The 14,233-nt window shown below is 59.9% G+C and carries 15 protein-coding genes; 8 read left to right on the plus strand and 7 right to left on the minus strand.

Annotated features, from left to right (window positions below; translation table 11 throughout):
* The first annotated feature begins 51 nt into the window (after window positions 1-51).
* Window positions 52-1,239, plus strand: a complete 1,188-nt coding sequence (locus tag IE111_RS04755; protein ID WP_189607353.1) for an SH3 domain-containing protein — start codon at window positions 52-54, stop codon at window positions 1,237-1,239.
* Window positions 1,240-1,429: 190 nt separating this feature from the next.
* On the opposite strand, the gene IE111_RS04760 is transcribed toward IE111_RS04755, so the two are convergent.
* Complete coding sequence (locus tag IE111_RS04760) at window positions 1,430-2,077, minus strand: replication protein P (RefSeq protein WP_189607354.1); 648 nt, start codon at window positions 2,075-2,077, stop codon at window positions 1,430-1,432.
* Window positions 2,078-2,117: 40 nt separating this feature from the next.
* Window positions 2,118-2,888, minus strand: coding sequence for a DnaT-like ssDNA-binding domain-containing protein (locus IE111_RS04765; RefSeq protein WP_189607355.1), 771 nt, complete (start codon window positions 2,886-2,888; stop codon window positions 2,118-2,120).
* 355 nt (window positions 2,889-3,243) lie between these two features.
* On the opposite strand from IE111_RS04765, the gene IE111_RS04770 reads away from it, so the two are divergent.
* Together IE111_RS04770 and IE111_RS04775 are read left to right on the plus strand one after the other, a co-directional pair.
* Window positions 3,244-4,122 (plus strand): ABC transporter ATP-binding protein, encoded by an 879-nt coding sequence (locus IE111_RS04770; protein WP_189607356.1) that lies wholly within the window; start codon window positions 3,244-3,246, stop codon window positions 4,120-4,122.
* 20 nt (window positions 4,123-4,142) lie between these two features.
* Window positions 4,143-5,153: an ABC transporter permease gene (locus tag IE111_RS04775; RefSeq protein ID WP_189607357.1), complete on the plus strand. Its 1,011-nt coding sequence runs from the start codon at window positions 4,143-4,145 to the stop codon at window positions 5,151-5,153.
* A gap of 42 nt (window positions 5,154-5,195) precedes the next feature.
* Here IE111_RS04775 and IE111_RS04780 read toward each other — a convergent pair whose 3' ends face one another.
* Entirely contained in the window at window positions 5,196-6,155 is a 960-nt protein-coding gene (locus tag IE111_RS04780; protein ID WP_229805220.1) for a patatin-like phospholipase family protein, read from the minus strand.
* A 310-nt stretch (window positions 6,156-6,465) separates the two neighbouring features.
* Between IE111_RS04780 and IE111_RS04785 the strand changes: the two genes are divergently transcribed.
* A complete protein-coding gene (locus tag IE111_RS04785) occupies window positions 6,466-7,377 on the plus strand; it encodes a bile acid:sodium symporter family protein (protein WP_229805221.1) in 912 nt (303 codons plus the stop codon).
* Here IE111_RS04785 and IE111_RS04790 read toward each other — a convergent pair.
* Window positions 7,369-8,133: a 1-acyl-sn-glycerol-3-phosphate acyltransferase gene (locus IE111_RS04790; RefSeq protein ID WP_189607359.1), complete on the minus strand. Its 765-nt coding sequence runs from the start codon at window positions 8,131-8,133 to the stop codon at window positions 7,369-7,371. The two genes, IE111_RS04785 and IE111_RS04790, sit on opposite strands and share 9 nt — an antisense overlap.
* A 335-nt stretch (window positions 8,134-8,468) precedes the next feature.
* On the opposite strand from IE111_RS04790, the gene IE111_RS04795 reads away from it, so the two are divergent.
* Genes IE111_RS04795 through IE111_RS04810 form a run of 4 tightly spaced genes read left to right on the plus strand, consistent with a single transcriptional unit; the run spans window position 8,469 to window position 10,402 of the window.
* Window positions 8,469-8,855 carry a MazG nucleotide pyrophosphohydrolase domain-containing protein gene (locus tag IE111_RS04795; protein WP_189607360.1) on the plus strand — a complete coding sequence of 129 codons (387 nt, stop codon included), beginning with the start codon at window positions 8,469-8,471 and terminating at the stop codon, window positions 8,853-8,855.
* A complete protein-coding gene (locus IE111_RS04800; protein ID WP_189607361.1) occupies window positions 8,855-9,535 on the plus strand; it encodes a Dph6-related ATP pyrophosphatase in 681 nt (226 codons plus the stop codon). The genes IE111_RS04795 and IE111_RS04800 overlap by 1 nt, the downstream gene beginning before the upstream one ends.
* Window positions 9,536-9,576: 41 nt before the next feature.
* Window positions 9,577-10,011 carry a thiol-disulfide oxidoreductase DCC family protein gene (locus IE111_RS04805; RefSeq protein ID WP_189607362.1) on the plus strand — a complete coding sequence of 145 codons (435 nt, stop codon included), beginning with the start codon at window positions 9,577-9,579 and terminating at the stop codon, window positions 10,009-10,011.
* The gene (locus IE111_RS04810) at window positions 10,001-10,402 is read left to right on the plus strand and encodes a DoxX-like family protein (protein ID WP_229805223.1); all 402 of its coding nucleotides are present in this window, start codon (window positions 10,001-10,003) and stop codon (window positions 10,400-10,402) included. The genes IE111_RS04805 and IE111_RS04810 overlap by 11 nt, the downstream gene beginning before the upstream one ends.
* On the opposite strand, the gene IE111_RS04815 is transcribed toward IE111_RS04810, so the two are convergent.
* From IE111_RS04815 to IE111_RS04825, 3 genes are read right to left on the minus strand one after another with little or no spacing between them, the layout of a single operon-like run.
* Window positions 10,399-11,640 (minus strand): type II secretion system F family protein, encoded by a 1,242-nt coding sequence (locus IE111_RS04815; RefSeq protein WP_189607363.1) that lies wholly within the window; start codon window positions 11,638-11,640, stop codon window positions 10,399-10,401. The genes IE111_RS04810 and IE111_RS04815 overlap by 4 nt on opposite strands.
* Window positions 11,633-13,390 carry a GspE/PulE family protein gene (locus IE111_RS04820; protein WP_189607364.1) on the minus strand — a complete coding sequence of 586 codons (1,758 nt, stop codon included), beginning with the start codon at window positions 13,388-13,390 and terminating at the stop codon, window positions 11,633-11,635. The genes IE111_RS04815 and IE111_RS04820 overlap by 8 nt, the downstream gene beginning before the upstream one ends.
* Entirely contained in the window at window positions 13,387-14,229 is an 843-nt protein-coding gene (locus IE111_RS04825; RefSeq protein WP_189607365.1) for a tetratricopeptide repeat protein, read from the minus strand. The genes IE111_RS04820 and IE111_RS04825 overlap by 4 nt, the downstream gene beginning before the upstream one ends.
* Between the last annotated feature and the right edge of the window lie 4 nt (window positions 14,230-14,233).

The following is a 14,233-nucleotide window of genomic DNA, read 5'->3' on the forward strand; positions in this document are numbered from 1 at the left end:
AAACCGCTTCCTGTTGCGAACAACCGCAACCAGTGGTTGAATGTCAAACCTATGAAGTCATTGGCTGATACGGATGTGAAAAGCTCGTCCTTCTGGTTGCGTCATCCCGACCCGACCCAGGCTGCCGTGCATCTCGCACTGCAATGGCTGGCCTATGTCTATCCCGAAAGCGAAGCGCACCTGGCCGCCACCCTGCGCCAGGCTTTGCCGTATTCCGACCCCGAACTCAACACCCGCTGGCGCGACTTCCTCGAACAACACGACATCGACGACCACGTCGAAGCACTGCGCTGGCTGTCCAAAACCCTCTCCTGGGAACAGGTTCCCTTCCTGGTCGAAAGCTGCTGGCGATTGCTGCTCGTCTCGCACGACATGCCCAGCCATGTCCCGCTGGCACTGCGTCTGATGGCCCGCATCCTCGACGTGCCCGAATTTCAGGTGCTGGAGATCGGCCAGCAGGTCCAACGTGAAGTCCAGGACGAGGACTCGGACGTCGAACGGGCACCATTGCTGCCGGACGATCCCCGTTACCTCGATCGTGTCGAATGGCGTCTGTACGGCGTCAGCGACCCGGTGCGACCCAGCCGTGCGGAGCCCGAGCAAAGGAGCGACAGCGGCGGCTGGCGTCAGTTTACAATTTTTCTCGCCGGTATCCTGGTCGGTGCCGGCTTGCTCGGCTTCCTGGTCTGGGGCCCCATGCAACTGGGGCGCCAACCGGTGCCGAGAATGTCCCACCTGATCATGGAGGACGACACGCCGACCTCCGCACCGATCGAGACCGGGCCGGTGATCGAACAACCGTCCGTCCCCGCCGTTACCGAATCCGGATCGACCGGCGAAACAGCGCCGGCTGAAACCGACTCTACCGTGACCGGAGAGGCCGCTGCCGATTCGGCACAGCCCGATCCGGACACGGCCGGAACGTCAGCCAGCCAAAGCGAGGAATCCGAGACCCAGGTTTCCGATGCCAAAGGCGAGGACGCGACCGAGGCACCCGAAGCCCCGGAGTCCTCCGAAGCATCGACGGAAGAACCATCCGAGGAAGTGTTGATGACCATCACCGCCTCGGTGCTGAATGTCCGCGCGGAACCCTCTCTGGAGGCCGAAGTGGTGATGAAATTGGGCGCCGGCGCCCAGGTCTGGGTAGATCCCTCCAAGTCGGAAGGGTTCTGGCGGCAGGTACGGGTGGACGAGACAATCGGTTACGCCAGCGGACGATATATGACACCGGCGGAATAGAAGGGCTGTAGGGCGGAAGAGCGTAGCGATATCCGCCGGGTGAGCGAAGCCCACCAAAAGGCTGACATGGACTCCTGTCACACTTGTGCCTCTTTATAGAGATGCTGGTGATAGCTGCGGCGGATATCGCAGCGCCCGACGCCGGGATGCCGGACCAGACGTACCCCTTCCGCCCCAAAGAACCCCGCGATCAGTCTGGCAGGGTCAGCTCGACTCCCAGCGCCTTGAGCTTCTCCTGCGCCCGATCACGGTAGCGGGCCCGAACCGGGCTGCCGGCTGGCTTCTCCAGATAATACGCCAGCGGATACGCAACCGTTTTTTCCACTCCGGCGGCTTTCAGTTGCTCCACCAGCCGTTCCTCGGCACTCAGGTCGGGTTCCGGCAAGGCGTGGGCCGTCTCCACAACCAATTCCTCACCGTCGGCTACCCGGGCCACCAGGTCCGAATAGGCCTTTTGAAACGCCGGCCAGGTGTTGCGCTCAGGCTCCGATCGCAACGCGAAGTGGCCGGTATTGCGGGCCGCCAGATGCACCGCCGCGTGAGACCAGTGTGCTTGCAAGGGCGCATGGCTTTTTTGGCAGGCCTCCAGATAGGCCTCGCGAGTGGTCGGCAGCCCCAGGTCTTCCGGTCGTGGAATCAGGTAGCGGCAGAACTCGGCGATGGTCGGTGGCCAGGCCAGCTCAAGCTTGCAACGCTCCAGAGCGTATTCGATGCGCTCGCGCGAATACCCGGCCAGACTGAAAGCCCACTCCCGTTTGGCCTGGCCGATCGTGGTCTCGTCGCCATAGGCGCTTTCGAACCGGTGGGTGTAGATGTGGTGCAGCCGCGCGAACAGCATGTTGATCAGCAGCTTGGTGTCGTGATCCAGCGGCGATGCATTACCAGTCTGTGTCCCGGATGTTTCGGAGGGCTTCGCGAACCTTGGCCCGTTTTTCCCGAGCAGGGTTAGCACTCTCTGCGGTGTTTTGGGTTCGTTGGGTGCGCTCATATCGGCCCTTGTTGTTCAGTTGATCGTGCCAGGCCCGTTGGACCCAGTTCAGGAAACGGACGTCCCAACTGTATTCGGCGCGGTCCTTATCCTGGTAATACTGGCGGAACTTGGCCAGTTCCGACAGTGCGAACGTGAGCGGTATGTCGTGAAACGACAGCAGCCGGGGGAAGTCCTCTGAGGGCTCCCATTCGGCGTGCATGCGCGTGCGTTCGGCCCGAACCGATTCCCGGGCCGGTTGTTCCGGTCGCAGGTACGCCAGGTCGTCTTCCATCTGGTTGCGTCGCCGGGCATCGTTCATGCCGTACACGGGTACGCGGTTGGGCGACTCGGTCTGGGGATCGGGCACGGGCGTGGACGCCGGTTCCGGCCTGGGCTCGGCGGCGGGTGCCTCGTCCTTGTCCAGATCGACCAGGGTGACTTGCCAGGGCGTGCTGCCGGTCGCGTTCAACAGGCCCTGAGCCTGCAACCGGCGCAGCACGGATGTCAGTTGGGTGGCGCTCCAGAAGGGCAGCAGGCGACGCCGGTGCTCTTCGGTCAGTTGCAATGGCTGGCCGCCCAGGAGGGCGAGCTCGGTCAGCAACTGGTACAATAGCGCCTCTTCCAGGCCCAGTGTCTCCGCCAGGGCGGGCGACACCACCAGGACTTTTTCGGGAATCACACAACTACCTCGAACGTTGATGATGACCGCGCCCCGGGAAAGATGGACGGATGACGATATGGGGACGGCCGGACCGGACTCGATACCGGTCTTTGTGATCGTTCAGTCTAACACCGAGGTCCCAAGCAATCGAATGACTTATCGGCCATGGATGGAGGGCGGTATTGGTGCCAGAATCCGCACCGGCTGCCGGGTAGACCCAGTCGGGTGCCAAAACCCGCACCGGTAGCAGGGTGGCCACGGGGAGGGTTACCCCCGCCTCAGGGGCGAACCCAGCCACGGAACCTGTGGGCCACTGCCACCCAGTGACCCCAGCCACAGAACCCGAAATTTGAGTCACCAACAATGAGATGGCATGACCGATATTCTTACTGTTCATCGTCTGGTTAAACGCTTCAAGAGCGTCACCGCGGTGAACGACATCAGCTTCAGCGTGTCCCCGGGACAGTGTTTCGGGCTGCTCGGCCCCAATGGTGCGGGTAAGACCACCACCATCGAGATGATGGAGGGCATCAGCAAGCCCAGTTCCGGTGAAGTGCGCCTGTTCGGCGAACCGGCCGATCGCCGTGCCTATGAACGCATCGGCATCCAGTTCCAGAACACGGCCCTGCAGGATTATCTGACCGTGGAGGAGACGCTCAAACTCTTCGCTGCCTTTTATCCGGTAACACTGCCCCGCGAGGAATTGATCGAACTGTGTTCGCTCGGCGACTTTCTCGACCGGGATACCCGGCGACTGTCCGGCGGCCAGCGCCAACGCCTGCTGTTGGCTCTGGCGCTGATCAACGATCCGGATCTGGTCTTCCTGGACGAACCGACCACCGGGCTCGACCCCCAGTCGCGGCGCAATTTCTGGGAGCTGGTGCAGGGCATCAAGCGGCGCGGCAAGACCATTGTGCTGACCACCCACTACATGGACGAAGCCCAGGTCCTGTGCGACGACATCGCCATCATGGACCAGGGTCGTATCATCGAGCGTGGTTCGCCCGAGGCACTGCTGTCTCGGCATTTCGATGGCGTCATGGTGCACCTGCCCAAATCCGCCGCCGAAGGTCGAACCCTGCCGTTTGAGGTGCTGGAATTGGACGATCGCCTGGAGATCCAGACCGGTCAGGTCGATCGCACTGTCCAGCAACTGACGGCGGCGGGCATTCCGCTCGACGGCCTGCAGGTCAAGAGCCCGAACCTGGAAGACCTCTTTCTCAAACTCACCGGCCACGCGCTGCGCGCCTAGGGCGCTAGGGAGACCCATTGATGCTGACCCGCATGCTGGCGGTATTCAACGCCCGCAACCGAGAATTCTGGCGCGATCGCAGTTCACTGTCCTGGAACCTGGCCTTCCCGTTCCTGCTGGTGTTCGGCTTCTATTTCATCTTCGGGCAGGGCATGCCGATGTTCAAAGTCGGCGTGATCAGCGACCAGGATGCCTACATCACCAAGCCGCGATTCATGTCGTTGAACCATGTCCAGTTTGTGCCCTACGAGGACCTGGATGTGGCCGTTCAACGGGTGCGTCGCCATCAGATCGATCTGTTGATGGATCTGGACGAACGGCGGTATTGGGTCAACGAGGAGAGTCGCAACGGGTACATGGCCGAACGCTTGCTGGTCTCCGAGGATCCGGACTTCCAGCGGCGCCTGGTGCGCGGTGAACCGATCCGCTATGTCGATTGGGTGCTGCCCGGCATCATCGGTATGAACATCATGTTCAGTTCGCTGTTCGGGGTTGGCTACGCCATCGTCCGGTATCGCAAGAACGGAGTGCTTAAACGGCTGAAGGCGACGCCGTTGTCCGCGTTCGAGTTCGTCGGTGCCCAGATTCTGTCACGACTGCTGATGGTGTTGGTGATCGCCGCCATTCTCTTTTTCGGCAGCCATTGGGCGCTGGCGACCCTGATGTTGGGCTCGTACGGCCCGCTGGTGCTGACCATTCTGCTGGGCGCTCTGGCGATGATTTCCCTGGGCCTGGCGGTCGCCAGCCGGACCCGCAGCGAGGAATTGACCGGTGGTCTGCTGAACATGGCCACCTGGCCGATGATGGGGTTGTCGGAGGTCTGGTTCTCGCTGGAAGGCGCCCCCGAGAGCGTGCATCGCATCTCCGATCTGTTGCCGCTGACGCATCTGGTCTCGGCGGCGCGGGAGATCACCACCGAGGGCGCCACACTCCTGGAGGTGAGCGATCACTTACTCACCCTGGCCGGCATGTCGGCCGTTTTCCTGCTGATCGCCGCCGCCCTGTTCAATTGGGACAGCGATCATCGATGACGCCATGGACGCCCCGATCGGGGCGTCGTTACAGCCCGGCGGCTACTTCACCTCGACGTCCGCCTGGGTTTCCTCCGCCGGCTCGTTGAGCTTTCTGCGCTCTTCGAACCGTTTCAAGGCTTCTTCGCACAATCGATAGCCTTCATCGATCATCGCCTGAGACAGGTGGTAGTCGAAGAGCCCACCCATGCTGCGCGGCACCTCGATCATGATATCCGGCGGGTGGGCGGCCAGTTTCATGTGGGCGATGCTGTTCTGCATGGTGTCGATCGAGCGGGTCATCAGTTCCAGCAGACTCCATTGGCTCTGGGGTTCCTCGGTTTTTTCATCCTCCGACCACCACCGGTCGATAAAGCGGCTGATCGCGCGGTGAACGGTGTTTTGCGCTTCGTCGCTGAGTTTGACCGGCTGCTGCTTTTTGGGCTTGGACTTCGGCAGCATGGGGGTTTCTTCGCGGCCGTTCAGGTTGACGGCCAGGGTGAAGTCGGTGGTGGTGCGCAAGGTCGGTGCGATCGGGACCGGGTTCAGTACGCCGCCATCGACCAGCATCATGCCGCGATAGGTGTGCGGCCGGAATACCGAGGGGATGGCGATGGAGGCGCGGATGGCTTCGAACAGGGAGCCGTCGGTGAACCAGATTTCCTTTTGGCGTTCGATGTCGACGGCGACGGCGGTGAATTCGACGGGCAGATCTTCGATTCGGGCGTCGCCGACCAATTTCTTGAGGACGTCCATGATTTTGTGGCCCTTGAACAGGCCGCCGCCATTGAACGACAGGTCGAGCAGGCGCAGGACGTCGGACCGCTCCAGGGCGCAGACCCAGCTTTGGTAGTCGTCCAGTTTGCCGGCCGCGTAGAAGCCGCCGATCAGGGCACCGATGCTGGAGCCGGAGATGCAGCGTATGGTGTAGCCATTGTCTTCGAGGCAGCGGATGATGCCGATGTGGGCGATGCCGCGGGCGCCGCCGCTGCCCAGTACCAATGAAACGTTTTTCGATTGCACAGTGGGAACTCCCTGAATGCGGTGCTGGTTAGTAAACACCTGCCGAAAACCCGTACCCCGGAGACTGCCGACACTCTTCAGGGGCGGTCCGACGTTTCGGCCGCTGTGAACCCGTCCATGGGCGCTTAACTTCGGCATCCATGCCTCAGATGTCCCCTCCAGAATATCGCCAGCCCCGGGGTACTAGCCTGTAGTGCCTAGGCTAAGTACACGTTCTATAATGATGAAGGTGTTAAGCGTTGGTTTCCAGACCAACTGTGTATTGCGATCGTGGTAAACTCAGCATAAAACACCGTCCGGGAGTTTTACTGTGCTGGATCAAGTTCGCATCCAGTTCGATCCGTCCAGTCTGGATCTACTGAATGCCCTCCTGGCGCTGATGATGTTCGGCGCCGCGCTGTCCGTGAAAATGGCCGATTTTCGTTACATTGTGCGCTCGCCGAGAGCTCCTGTGATCGGGTTGGTGTGCCAGTTTGTGTTATTGCCGGCGGCGACCTGGGCGTTGACGCGGGTTTTGGATCTGGAGCCGTCGCTGGCGTTGGGAATGATTCTGGTGGCCGCGTGCCCGGGCGGGAGTTTTTCGAACATCATGACCTGGCTGAGCCGTGGGCATTTAGCGACGTCGGTGAGTATGACGGCGGTGTCGTCGTTGGCGGCTTTGGTGATGACGCCGCTGAATTTTACCTTTTATGCGAGTCTGCACCCTGAAACCCGGGCCATTGTGGAGGCGATCGCGGTGGAACCCTGGCAGATGATGCGCTTGGTGGGGTTGGTGCTGGTGTTGCCGATCATCGCGGGAATGGTGGTCGGGCAGCGCTTTCCACGCTTTGCGAAGCGGGCCGATACGCCGTTCCGGTGGGTATCGCTGGCCATTTTCCTGGTATTCGTCGGCATTGCCTTCAGCCGTAACGGGGCTTTGTTTCTGGAGCATGCAGCGTCGTTCGCGGGGCTGGTGATTTTGCACAATGCGGTGGCATTGGGGCTGGGCTGGACCGCGGGCGGTCTGGCACGGTTGCCGGAAGATCAGCGCCGGGCGGTGACCCTGGAAGTCGGTATCCAGAATTCGGGACTGGGGTTGATCATTTTGTTCAGTTTTTATCCGGATCTGGGCGGTATGATGCTGATTACGGCGTTTTGGGGTGTCTGGCATCTGGTCAGCGGCCTGCTGATGTCGGCGTTTTGGTCGCGCAGGCCGGTGATGGGGACGCCCCAGCTATCCTGAAGGCTGCAATTTGTGTTGCAGCCAGGCGGCTTGTTCGGGGAGGGGGCGGTCGACCGGCAGTTCCTCCGGTTGGATGACGTCGACCACGCGCAGGTGAATGGTCTGGTGTTTGCCCAGGCGATAGGCCCAGACCTGGACCACGGCGCGTGCGATGGGGTGCAGGCTGTGCAACAGTTGCCGAATGGGTGACTCGGGCATGGCGATGTCGACCAGAACGATGGGTTTGCCGGTGCTCTGCGCCAGCCGGACGATGCCGGTTCGCCAGGCGGGGTCTCGAGCCCGGCCCCAGAAGGGTTTGGCGCGGCTGAGACCGCCGGCCGGGGTCATGACCAGGCGACCACCGTGGTTCAGCCAGTCCTGGGCCGCTTCGAACGAGGCGCGTCCGGATACGGAGCGTCGTTGGCTGTCCAGGCGTACGGCGAGGAAGACTCGGCGCAAGGGCTTGAAAACATTGAGGAAATGCCGGGCGATAACCCGTGTCTCGCGACCGTTTTGGCTGGCGAGCCAGGCCAGTGCCAGGCCATCGAACAGGCCGTGAGGGTGGTTGCCGGCGACTATACAACTGTCGACCTCGTCCAGTCGCTCCGCGTTTTCGACGGTGATGTCGAATCGGTTGCGGCGAAACAGACAGTCCAGCATGCCATGCAAGTCGCCCCGACCCGTACGCCAGGCGCGGTTAAGCAACTGTCCGGCCCAGTCGACGCCAACCAGTTTGAACAGGCCTTGGCGCAGTGGCGCCGGCCAGTGATCCAACATACATCGCTTCCTGTTGAATCCTCCCTGTGAAGGGCTTCCCTGGCCGGAAACATGCCGGCCATCTTGTTTTTATGATTAAGAGTAATCTAGCCTGTGACCCTGGCCGGGGCAAGGGAATGGGAAATTGTCCCGCTTATTCGACTGTAACAGGAGATTGAACACATGCCGGAACTGGCCAATACACGGCTTCGGGATTATCAGCAGTACGTCACCGAATTGGAGAGAGAACGCGGTTTCGATGAGCAGGATGTCCTTTAAAAGGAATCCCGGAACAAACAGCGGCAGTGGGATTGAGTCACTGTGAAACCTACTTTATCCGAATCAGAGGGATTGCCATGTATACGTCTGATTTCGAATCATTGATCGACATTGTAAGGCGCAAGAACCGGGTGGATCAGGGGAGCGACTGGTCGAATGGCTCGGCGACCTATCTCGACGAAGTGCGTAAGGAGTTGCTTGAAGTTGAGGAAGAGATTCGTCAACAGCGATTGTGTTATTTGGAAGATGAGCTGGCGGACGTACTCTGGGACTATCTGAATGCGATTGTTTGTCTTGAGCAAGAGCAGGGCGTGAGTTTGGAGAGAGTCATCCGTCGTGGTGTCGGGAAATACGCTGAGAGGGTGGCCGCCATCGAGTCGGGTGAAGCCTGGTCATCGGTGAAAGTACGACAAAAGCGTAGGCTCTCGGAAGAACACGAGGCCGGCGCCTCGGAGGAAGCCTGATGCGATCCCACCGTTCGGAAAAAAAGGTAATGGTGTCCTGGAGCAGCGGCAAAGACAGCGCCTGGGCACTGCATCAACTGAGGCAGGATCCGGAATTCGATGTTGTCGGTGTCTTCTCCACGCTGAATGAAGAGTACGACCGGGTGGCGATGCACGGCGTGCGACGTGAACTGTTGGAACAACAGGCTGACCGTCTCGATCTCCCGCTGGATGTCATTGACTTGCCTAACCCCTGTAGTAACGCGGACTACGAGCGGATCATGACGCGATTTGTCGATCGGGTCCTGGATCGCGGCGTCACCCATCTTGCCTTTGGTGATCTGTTTCTCGCCGACGTGCGGCAATACCGGGAAGACAATTTGCGGGGCACCGGGCTCACCCCGCTGTTCCCGATCTGGCACACACCGACCCGTGAATTGTCCAGAGACATGCTGGACAGCGGACTGAGGACCGTCGTCACCTGTGTCGACAGTCAGCAAATCCCGGCGGCATTCGCCGGACGGGAGTATACGGCCGAATTCCTGAAGGATCTGCCCGATTCGGCCGACCCTTGCGGTGAGAACGGAGAGTTCCACACCTTTGTGTTTGACGGGCCTATGTTCAAAGCGCCTATCGACGTTGAGGTTGGAGAGCGGGTGCAACGGGACCAGTTTGTATTCGCCGACGTCTTGCCCCGGTAATCCGGGGCCATATGCAAAACTCCAGCTTCGAGAGAATCGCCATGAACACCAATGAGTTAGAAGCCTACGCCTATGAACGCATCGTATTATTCGATGGCGTCTGCAAACTCTGTAATGCCTGGGTTCGTTTCCTGCTCAAGTTCGACACCCGCAAACGATTCAAGCTGTGCAGTGTCCAGTCCGAGCAGGGGCAGAGCCTGCTGTACGCTCTCGACATGCCGACGGATCGGTATGAAACCATGGTGCTCCTCGACAGGGGACGGGTTTGGACTCAGAGCGATGCCTTTCTTAAGGTAGTTGGGCAGTTACCCATGCCCTGGCCGCTGCTCAAAGTCCTGTATGTTGTACCGGGTGTCGTTCGAAATGGGTTGTATGACCGCATTGCATCCAATCGATACCGTTGGTTTGGTCGACAAGAAGCCTGCCGGGTACCGGACGGTACGGAAAAGGATCATTTTGTAAAAGGTGGATGGTGAAATGTTGGCAAGGTGGGTGTTGGCGTTCATTTTCTTCTATCACGGTCTGGTTCCCAAAATCCTGTTTACCAGTGAAACCGAGATCCGAATGATCGAAGCACATGGGTTACCGGTGGATCCGCTTTGGGTAGCCAGGGCGGGGGGCGTAATAGAGATTCTACTGGCCATCGTATTACTGGTGTTTTCACACCATCGCTGGCCCCTCTATCTGGTTGGCGGAATGCTGATCCTGTTATTGCTGGATGTGGCTTTTTTTAGTACCGAATTGTTATTCGAGGCGTTCAATCCGGTGACCCTGAATATATCCGCCTTGGCTCTGGTTGCCGTGGCGCTGAAGGAGTCCCGGGAGGGGCAGGCCGTGATGAAGCCACAACCAACGATGCATGGCTAGCCCCCAAACGCCGACCCCAAATCCCACATCGGCAGAAAGACACCCAACGCCAGCACTAACACCATAGCCCCCATAAACAGCAACAGGATGGGCTCGATTGCCTCGGCGAGACGTTTCAAGTCATACTCCACTTCCTGATCGTAGAAGTCGGCGATGTCTACCAGCAGGTCACTGACGTTGCCGGTCTCTTCCCCCACCGCGATCATCTGTAAAATCAGCGAGTTGAACATGCCGCTGGCGGAGGCGGTGGCGAGCAACGATTCGCCGCGTTCGATGCCGCCGACCATGCCTTCGATGCCGCGACCGATGTAGCGGTTGCCGGTGGTCCGGCTGGCGACGTTCAGCGCCTGCAGCAGCGGAACACCGGCATCGAGCATCATGGCGAACGGGCGGGCGAAGCGACCGAGGGCGATGCGTTCGTATACACCACCGAGTATCGGGACCTTCAGGATAATGCGGTCCCATTTGTACTGGCCTTCGGTGGTCTGCTTCCAGCGATAGAAGGCGTAGCCGCCGAGCGCAATCAATCCGAGCAGGTAGGGCCAGGTGCTGAGCATGAATTCGGAACTGAAGATCAGAATTCGGGTCGGAATCGGCAGGTCGGCGCCCAATTTGGCGAAGACGCCGGCGAACGCCGGGATGACCGCGAAGTTGATGACCAGGATGGCGACCAGGATGGCGCTGACCACGATGATCGGGTAACGCGTGGCCGATGCGATGCGCTTGCGGGTGTCTTTCTCCAGTTCCAGATGGTCGATCAACTGCTTGAAAGCCGTGTCCAGTTGACCGGTCGACTCACCCATCCGGATCATCGAGATGAACAGGTCGCCGAAGACGTCCGGGTGCGCGCGAAAGGCGGTGGACAGCGTCGTGCCCTGGGTCAGGCTGCGCGCCACGTCGTGCAGCACCTCTCCCAGCCGGGGCGAGCGGGTGGCATCCGCCAGGCCGTTGATGGCCCGCATCAGCGGAATACCCGATCGGGTCAGGGCGTACATCTGACGGCAGAACATGATCTGTTCGTCGATGCTGACTTTCTTCTTGCGGTTGAACAGGCCCTCCAGCGACATGTTCAAGTTGATAGTCGCCGCGCCGCGTTTCTTGCCGGCCGGCTGGACTGACGTCGGGATCACGTTCTGGCGTTTAAGCTGTTGCAACAAAGCCCCCTGGGAGGCGGCTTCCAACACGCCTTCCACCGGTTGCCCGTCCTCGGTGCGCCCTTTGTAGTAAAACTCAGCCATGGGTCGCCGCTCGCTCGATCGGTGCCTCGTCGCTCAGGTCGACAGAGATCTTAAACACCTCGCTCAGGTCGGTAATGCCTTGCTCAGCGAATTCCAGTGCCCACTCTTCCATCGTCTTGAAATTGGGGTTGGCCTTGGCGGCCTCGACGAAGGCGTTGTGATTCTGGTCGCGCAGTGCGAGCAGCATGGGCTCATCCAGTTCCAGCCATTCGAACACACCGATGCGTCCCCGGTAACCGGTGTTGTTGCATTGATAGCAACCGGCACCCGTATAGAACTGATGATCGACGTAGCGCCCGTCGGCCATGTTTTGCAGCCAGAGCTTTTCCCGTGTACTGGGTTCATGCGGCTGGCGGCAGTCCTCGCAGACCTTGCGCAGCAGTCGCTGCGCCATCACACCGCGCAGGGCCGAAGCCACCAGATAGGACTCGACCCCCATGTCCGCCAGTCGGATGGCGCTGGAGACGGCGTCGTTGGTGTGCAGCGTGCTCATCACCAGGTGACCGGTCAATGCCGCCCGGGTGCCGATGGCGACGGTCTCCTGGTCCCGCATCTCGCCAACCAGGATGATGTCCGGATCCTGGCGCAGGGCGGAACGCAGAATGCCGGCGAAATCGAGATTGATTTTGGGGTTGATCTGAACCTGATTGATCCGGCTCATGCGGTATTCGATCGGATCCTCGGCGGTGATGATCTTGTTCTTTGGCTTGTTCAGCAGGTTCAGCGCTGAATAGAGTGTCGTGGTTTTACCGCTGCCGGTCGGTCCGGTCACCAGGATCAGGCCGTGAGGGCGTTCGATCATCAGTTCAAAACGCGATCGGATGGATTCGGGCATGCCCAGGTCTTCCAGCGACATGATACCGGCGCTCTGGTCGAGCAAACGCATGACGACGGATTCGCCGTACTGCACCGGCATGGTGGACAGGCGCACGTCGATCGACTTGTTGTTGACCCGGATGTTGAAGCGGCCGTCCTGGGGCATGCGGCGCTCGGAGATGTCGAGGTTGGACATGATCTTCAGGCGCAACACCAGAGCTGAGGCAACGCGTTTCTCCTTGATGACCTGTTCCTGCAAGACACCGTCGACGCGCATGCGAATGCGGAAGACGGTTTCATCCGGCTCGATGTGCACATCCGAGGCGCGCACCGAGACGGCGTCTTCCAGCAGGCTTTGCAGCAGGCGCACCACGGGCGCGTCCTGCAGGTCGGTATCGTCGGCGAGGTTGGCCAGGTCGAAATCGCTGTCGCGCAGTTCGCCTTCCAGCTCCACGGCGATCGACTCGATCTGTCCGGTGCGCCGATAGACCGAATCGAGTGTGGCCAACAGTTCGGACTCGCGCACGATCGCCGGTTTGACCTGTTTCTTCAGCTTCTTTTCGACTTCGTCGATGGCCATCAAGTCCAGCGGGTCGGCCATCGCGAGCAGCAGGCCGTCGTTATTGTCGGCGAGTAACAGGCAGCGGAAGCGCCGGGCAATGGATTCGTCGAGCTTCTGCATCACCGCATTGTCCAGTTGAAACTGACGCAGCTCGATAAAGGGGATTTTCAAGTGCTCCGACAGGGTCTTGAGCAGTTTGTTTTCTGGAATCAGACCCATGTCCACCAGCACACGACCGACTTTTTTGCCGGTGTGTTTTTGTTCCTGCAGAGCCAGGTTCAGTTGGCCTTCGGTGATCAGGCCGGCTTCGACCAGAAGATCGCCCAGGCGGACCCGTTTTTGCGGACGCGTGGATTCGTTCGGTTGTGTCATTGAGGCACCAATACTTGCAAGCGCTGGTTTACGTAGTGGATCAGTTCTTCCTGCTGACCGAGATTGACGTACATTCGGTAATTGATGATGGCATCCTGGCGCAGGCCGGCGTGTTCGAGTGACAGGCCCAGCAACAGGTACCAGACCGGTTTGACCTTGGGCAACAGTGTCAGGCGCTGATAATGATTGACCGCCGACAGATGCTTGCCGAGACTCTGCTCCAGTAACCCCAGGTATTCCACCAGGTTGATGTCGCTGGGGTGTTCGCGTTGTGCCTTGGCACAGACATCGCGCGCCAGTTTGTATTGCTGGCACATGAAATACAGCCAGACCAGCACGACCTTCACCCGCACTGAATTGGGAAACTCCTCGCTGGCGTCGATCAGAAACATTTCGGCTTCCTGCAGTTGGCCGATGTTGACCAGTTCGACCGCCATTTCCACCACCTGTTTCTCATCGGTGCTGATCGCGCTGTAGCGACCGAGGTTGGGCCGTGGAATGGTCAGTTTCAAGGACCTGCCGGGCAGCGTCACCTCTTCTTTCAATTTCTCGTCTTCGGACAGCTTGTAGCGGCTGACATGTTGCTGGGGTTTGATGACCTGGTGGTGCTTGCGGGCCTCGGCCATTCGCTTGAGCACCGCCTCCGTTTTCTGGAAGAGGTCGTGTTTGAGTGCGAACGACATCATCTCGTAAAAGGACATCAGGCCGCGCCGCACGATCAACTCGCCCAACGCCCGGCCGTCCGACGGATCCTCCAACTCGGCTTGCAAGGCATCGAGCACCTCTGGATCCAGTTTCGAATGTTCGCTCAGCACCTGATACAGGCGACTGGTCGCCATGGTT

The organism is Saccharospirillum salsuginis, assembly GCF_014651855.1.
GTDB lineage: Bacteria > Pseudomonadota > Gammaproteobacteria > Pseudomonadales > Natronospirillaceae > Saccharospirillum > Saccharospirillum salsuginis.

Coding starts and splice junctions, on each gene's coding strand:
- IE111_RS04795 (WP_189607360.1), top strand. CDS start 8,469: ATGTATACGTCTGATTTCGAATCATTGATCGACATTGTAAGGCGCAAG.
- IE111_RS04790 (WP_189607359.1), bottom strand. CDS start 8,133: ATGTTGGATCACTGGCCGGCGCCACTGCGCCAAGGCCTGTTCAAACTG.
- IE111_RS04805 (WP_189607362.1), top strand. CDS start 9,577: ATGAACACCAATGAGTTAGAAGCCTACGCCTATGAACGCATCGTATTA.
- IE111_RS04800 (WP_189607361.1), top strand. CDS start 8,855: ATGCGATCCCACCGTTCGGAAAAAAAGGTAATGGTGTCCTGGAGCAGC.
- IE111_RS04775 (WP_189607357.1), top strand. CDS start 4,143: ATGCTGACCCGCATGCTGGCGGTATTCAACGCCCGCAACCGAGAATTC.
- IE111_RS04760 (WP_189607354.1), bottom strand. CDS start 2,077: ATGCTGTTCGCGCGGCTGCACCACATCTACACCCACCGGTTCGAAAGC.
- IE111_RS04825 (WP_189607365.1), bottom strand. CDS start 14,229: ATGGCGACCAGTCGCCTGTATCAGGTGCTGAGCGAACATTCGAAACTG.
- IE111_RS04770 (WP_189607356.1), top strand. CDS start 3,244: ATGACCGATATTCTTACTGTTCATCGTCTGGTTAAACGCTTCAAGAGC.
- IE111_RS04815 (WP_189607363.1), bottom strand. CDS start 11,640: ATGGCTGAGTTTTACTACAAAGGGCGCACCGAGGACGGGCAACCGGTG.
- IE111_RS04820 (WP_189607364.1), bottom strand. CDS start 13,390: ATGACACAACCGAACGAATCCACGCGTCCGCAAAAACGGGTCCGCCTG.
- IE111_RS04755 (WP_189607353.1), top strand. CDS start 52: ATGAAGTCATTGGCTGATACGGATGTGAAAAGCTCGTCCTTCTGGTTG.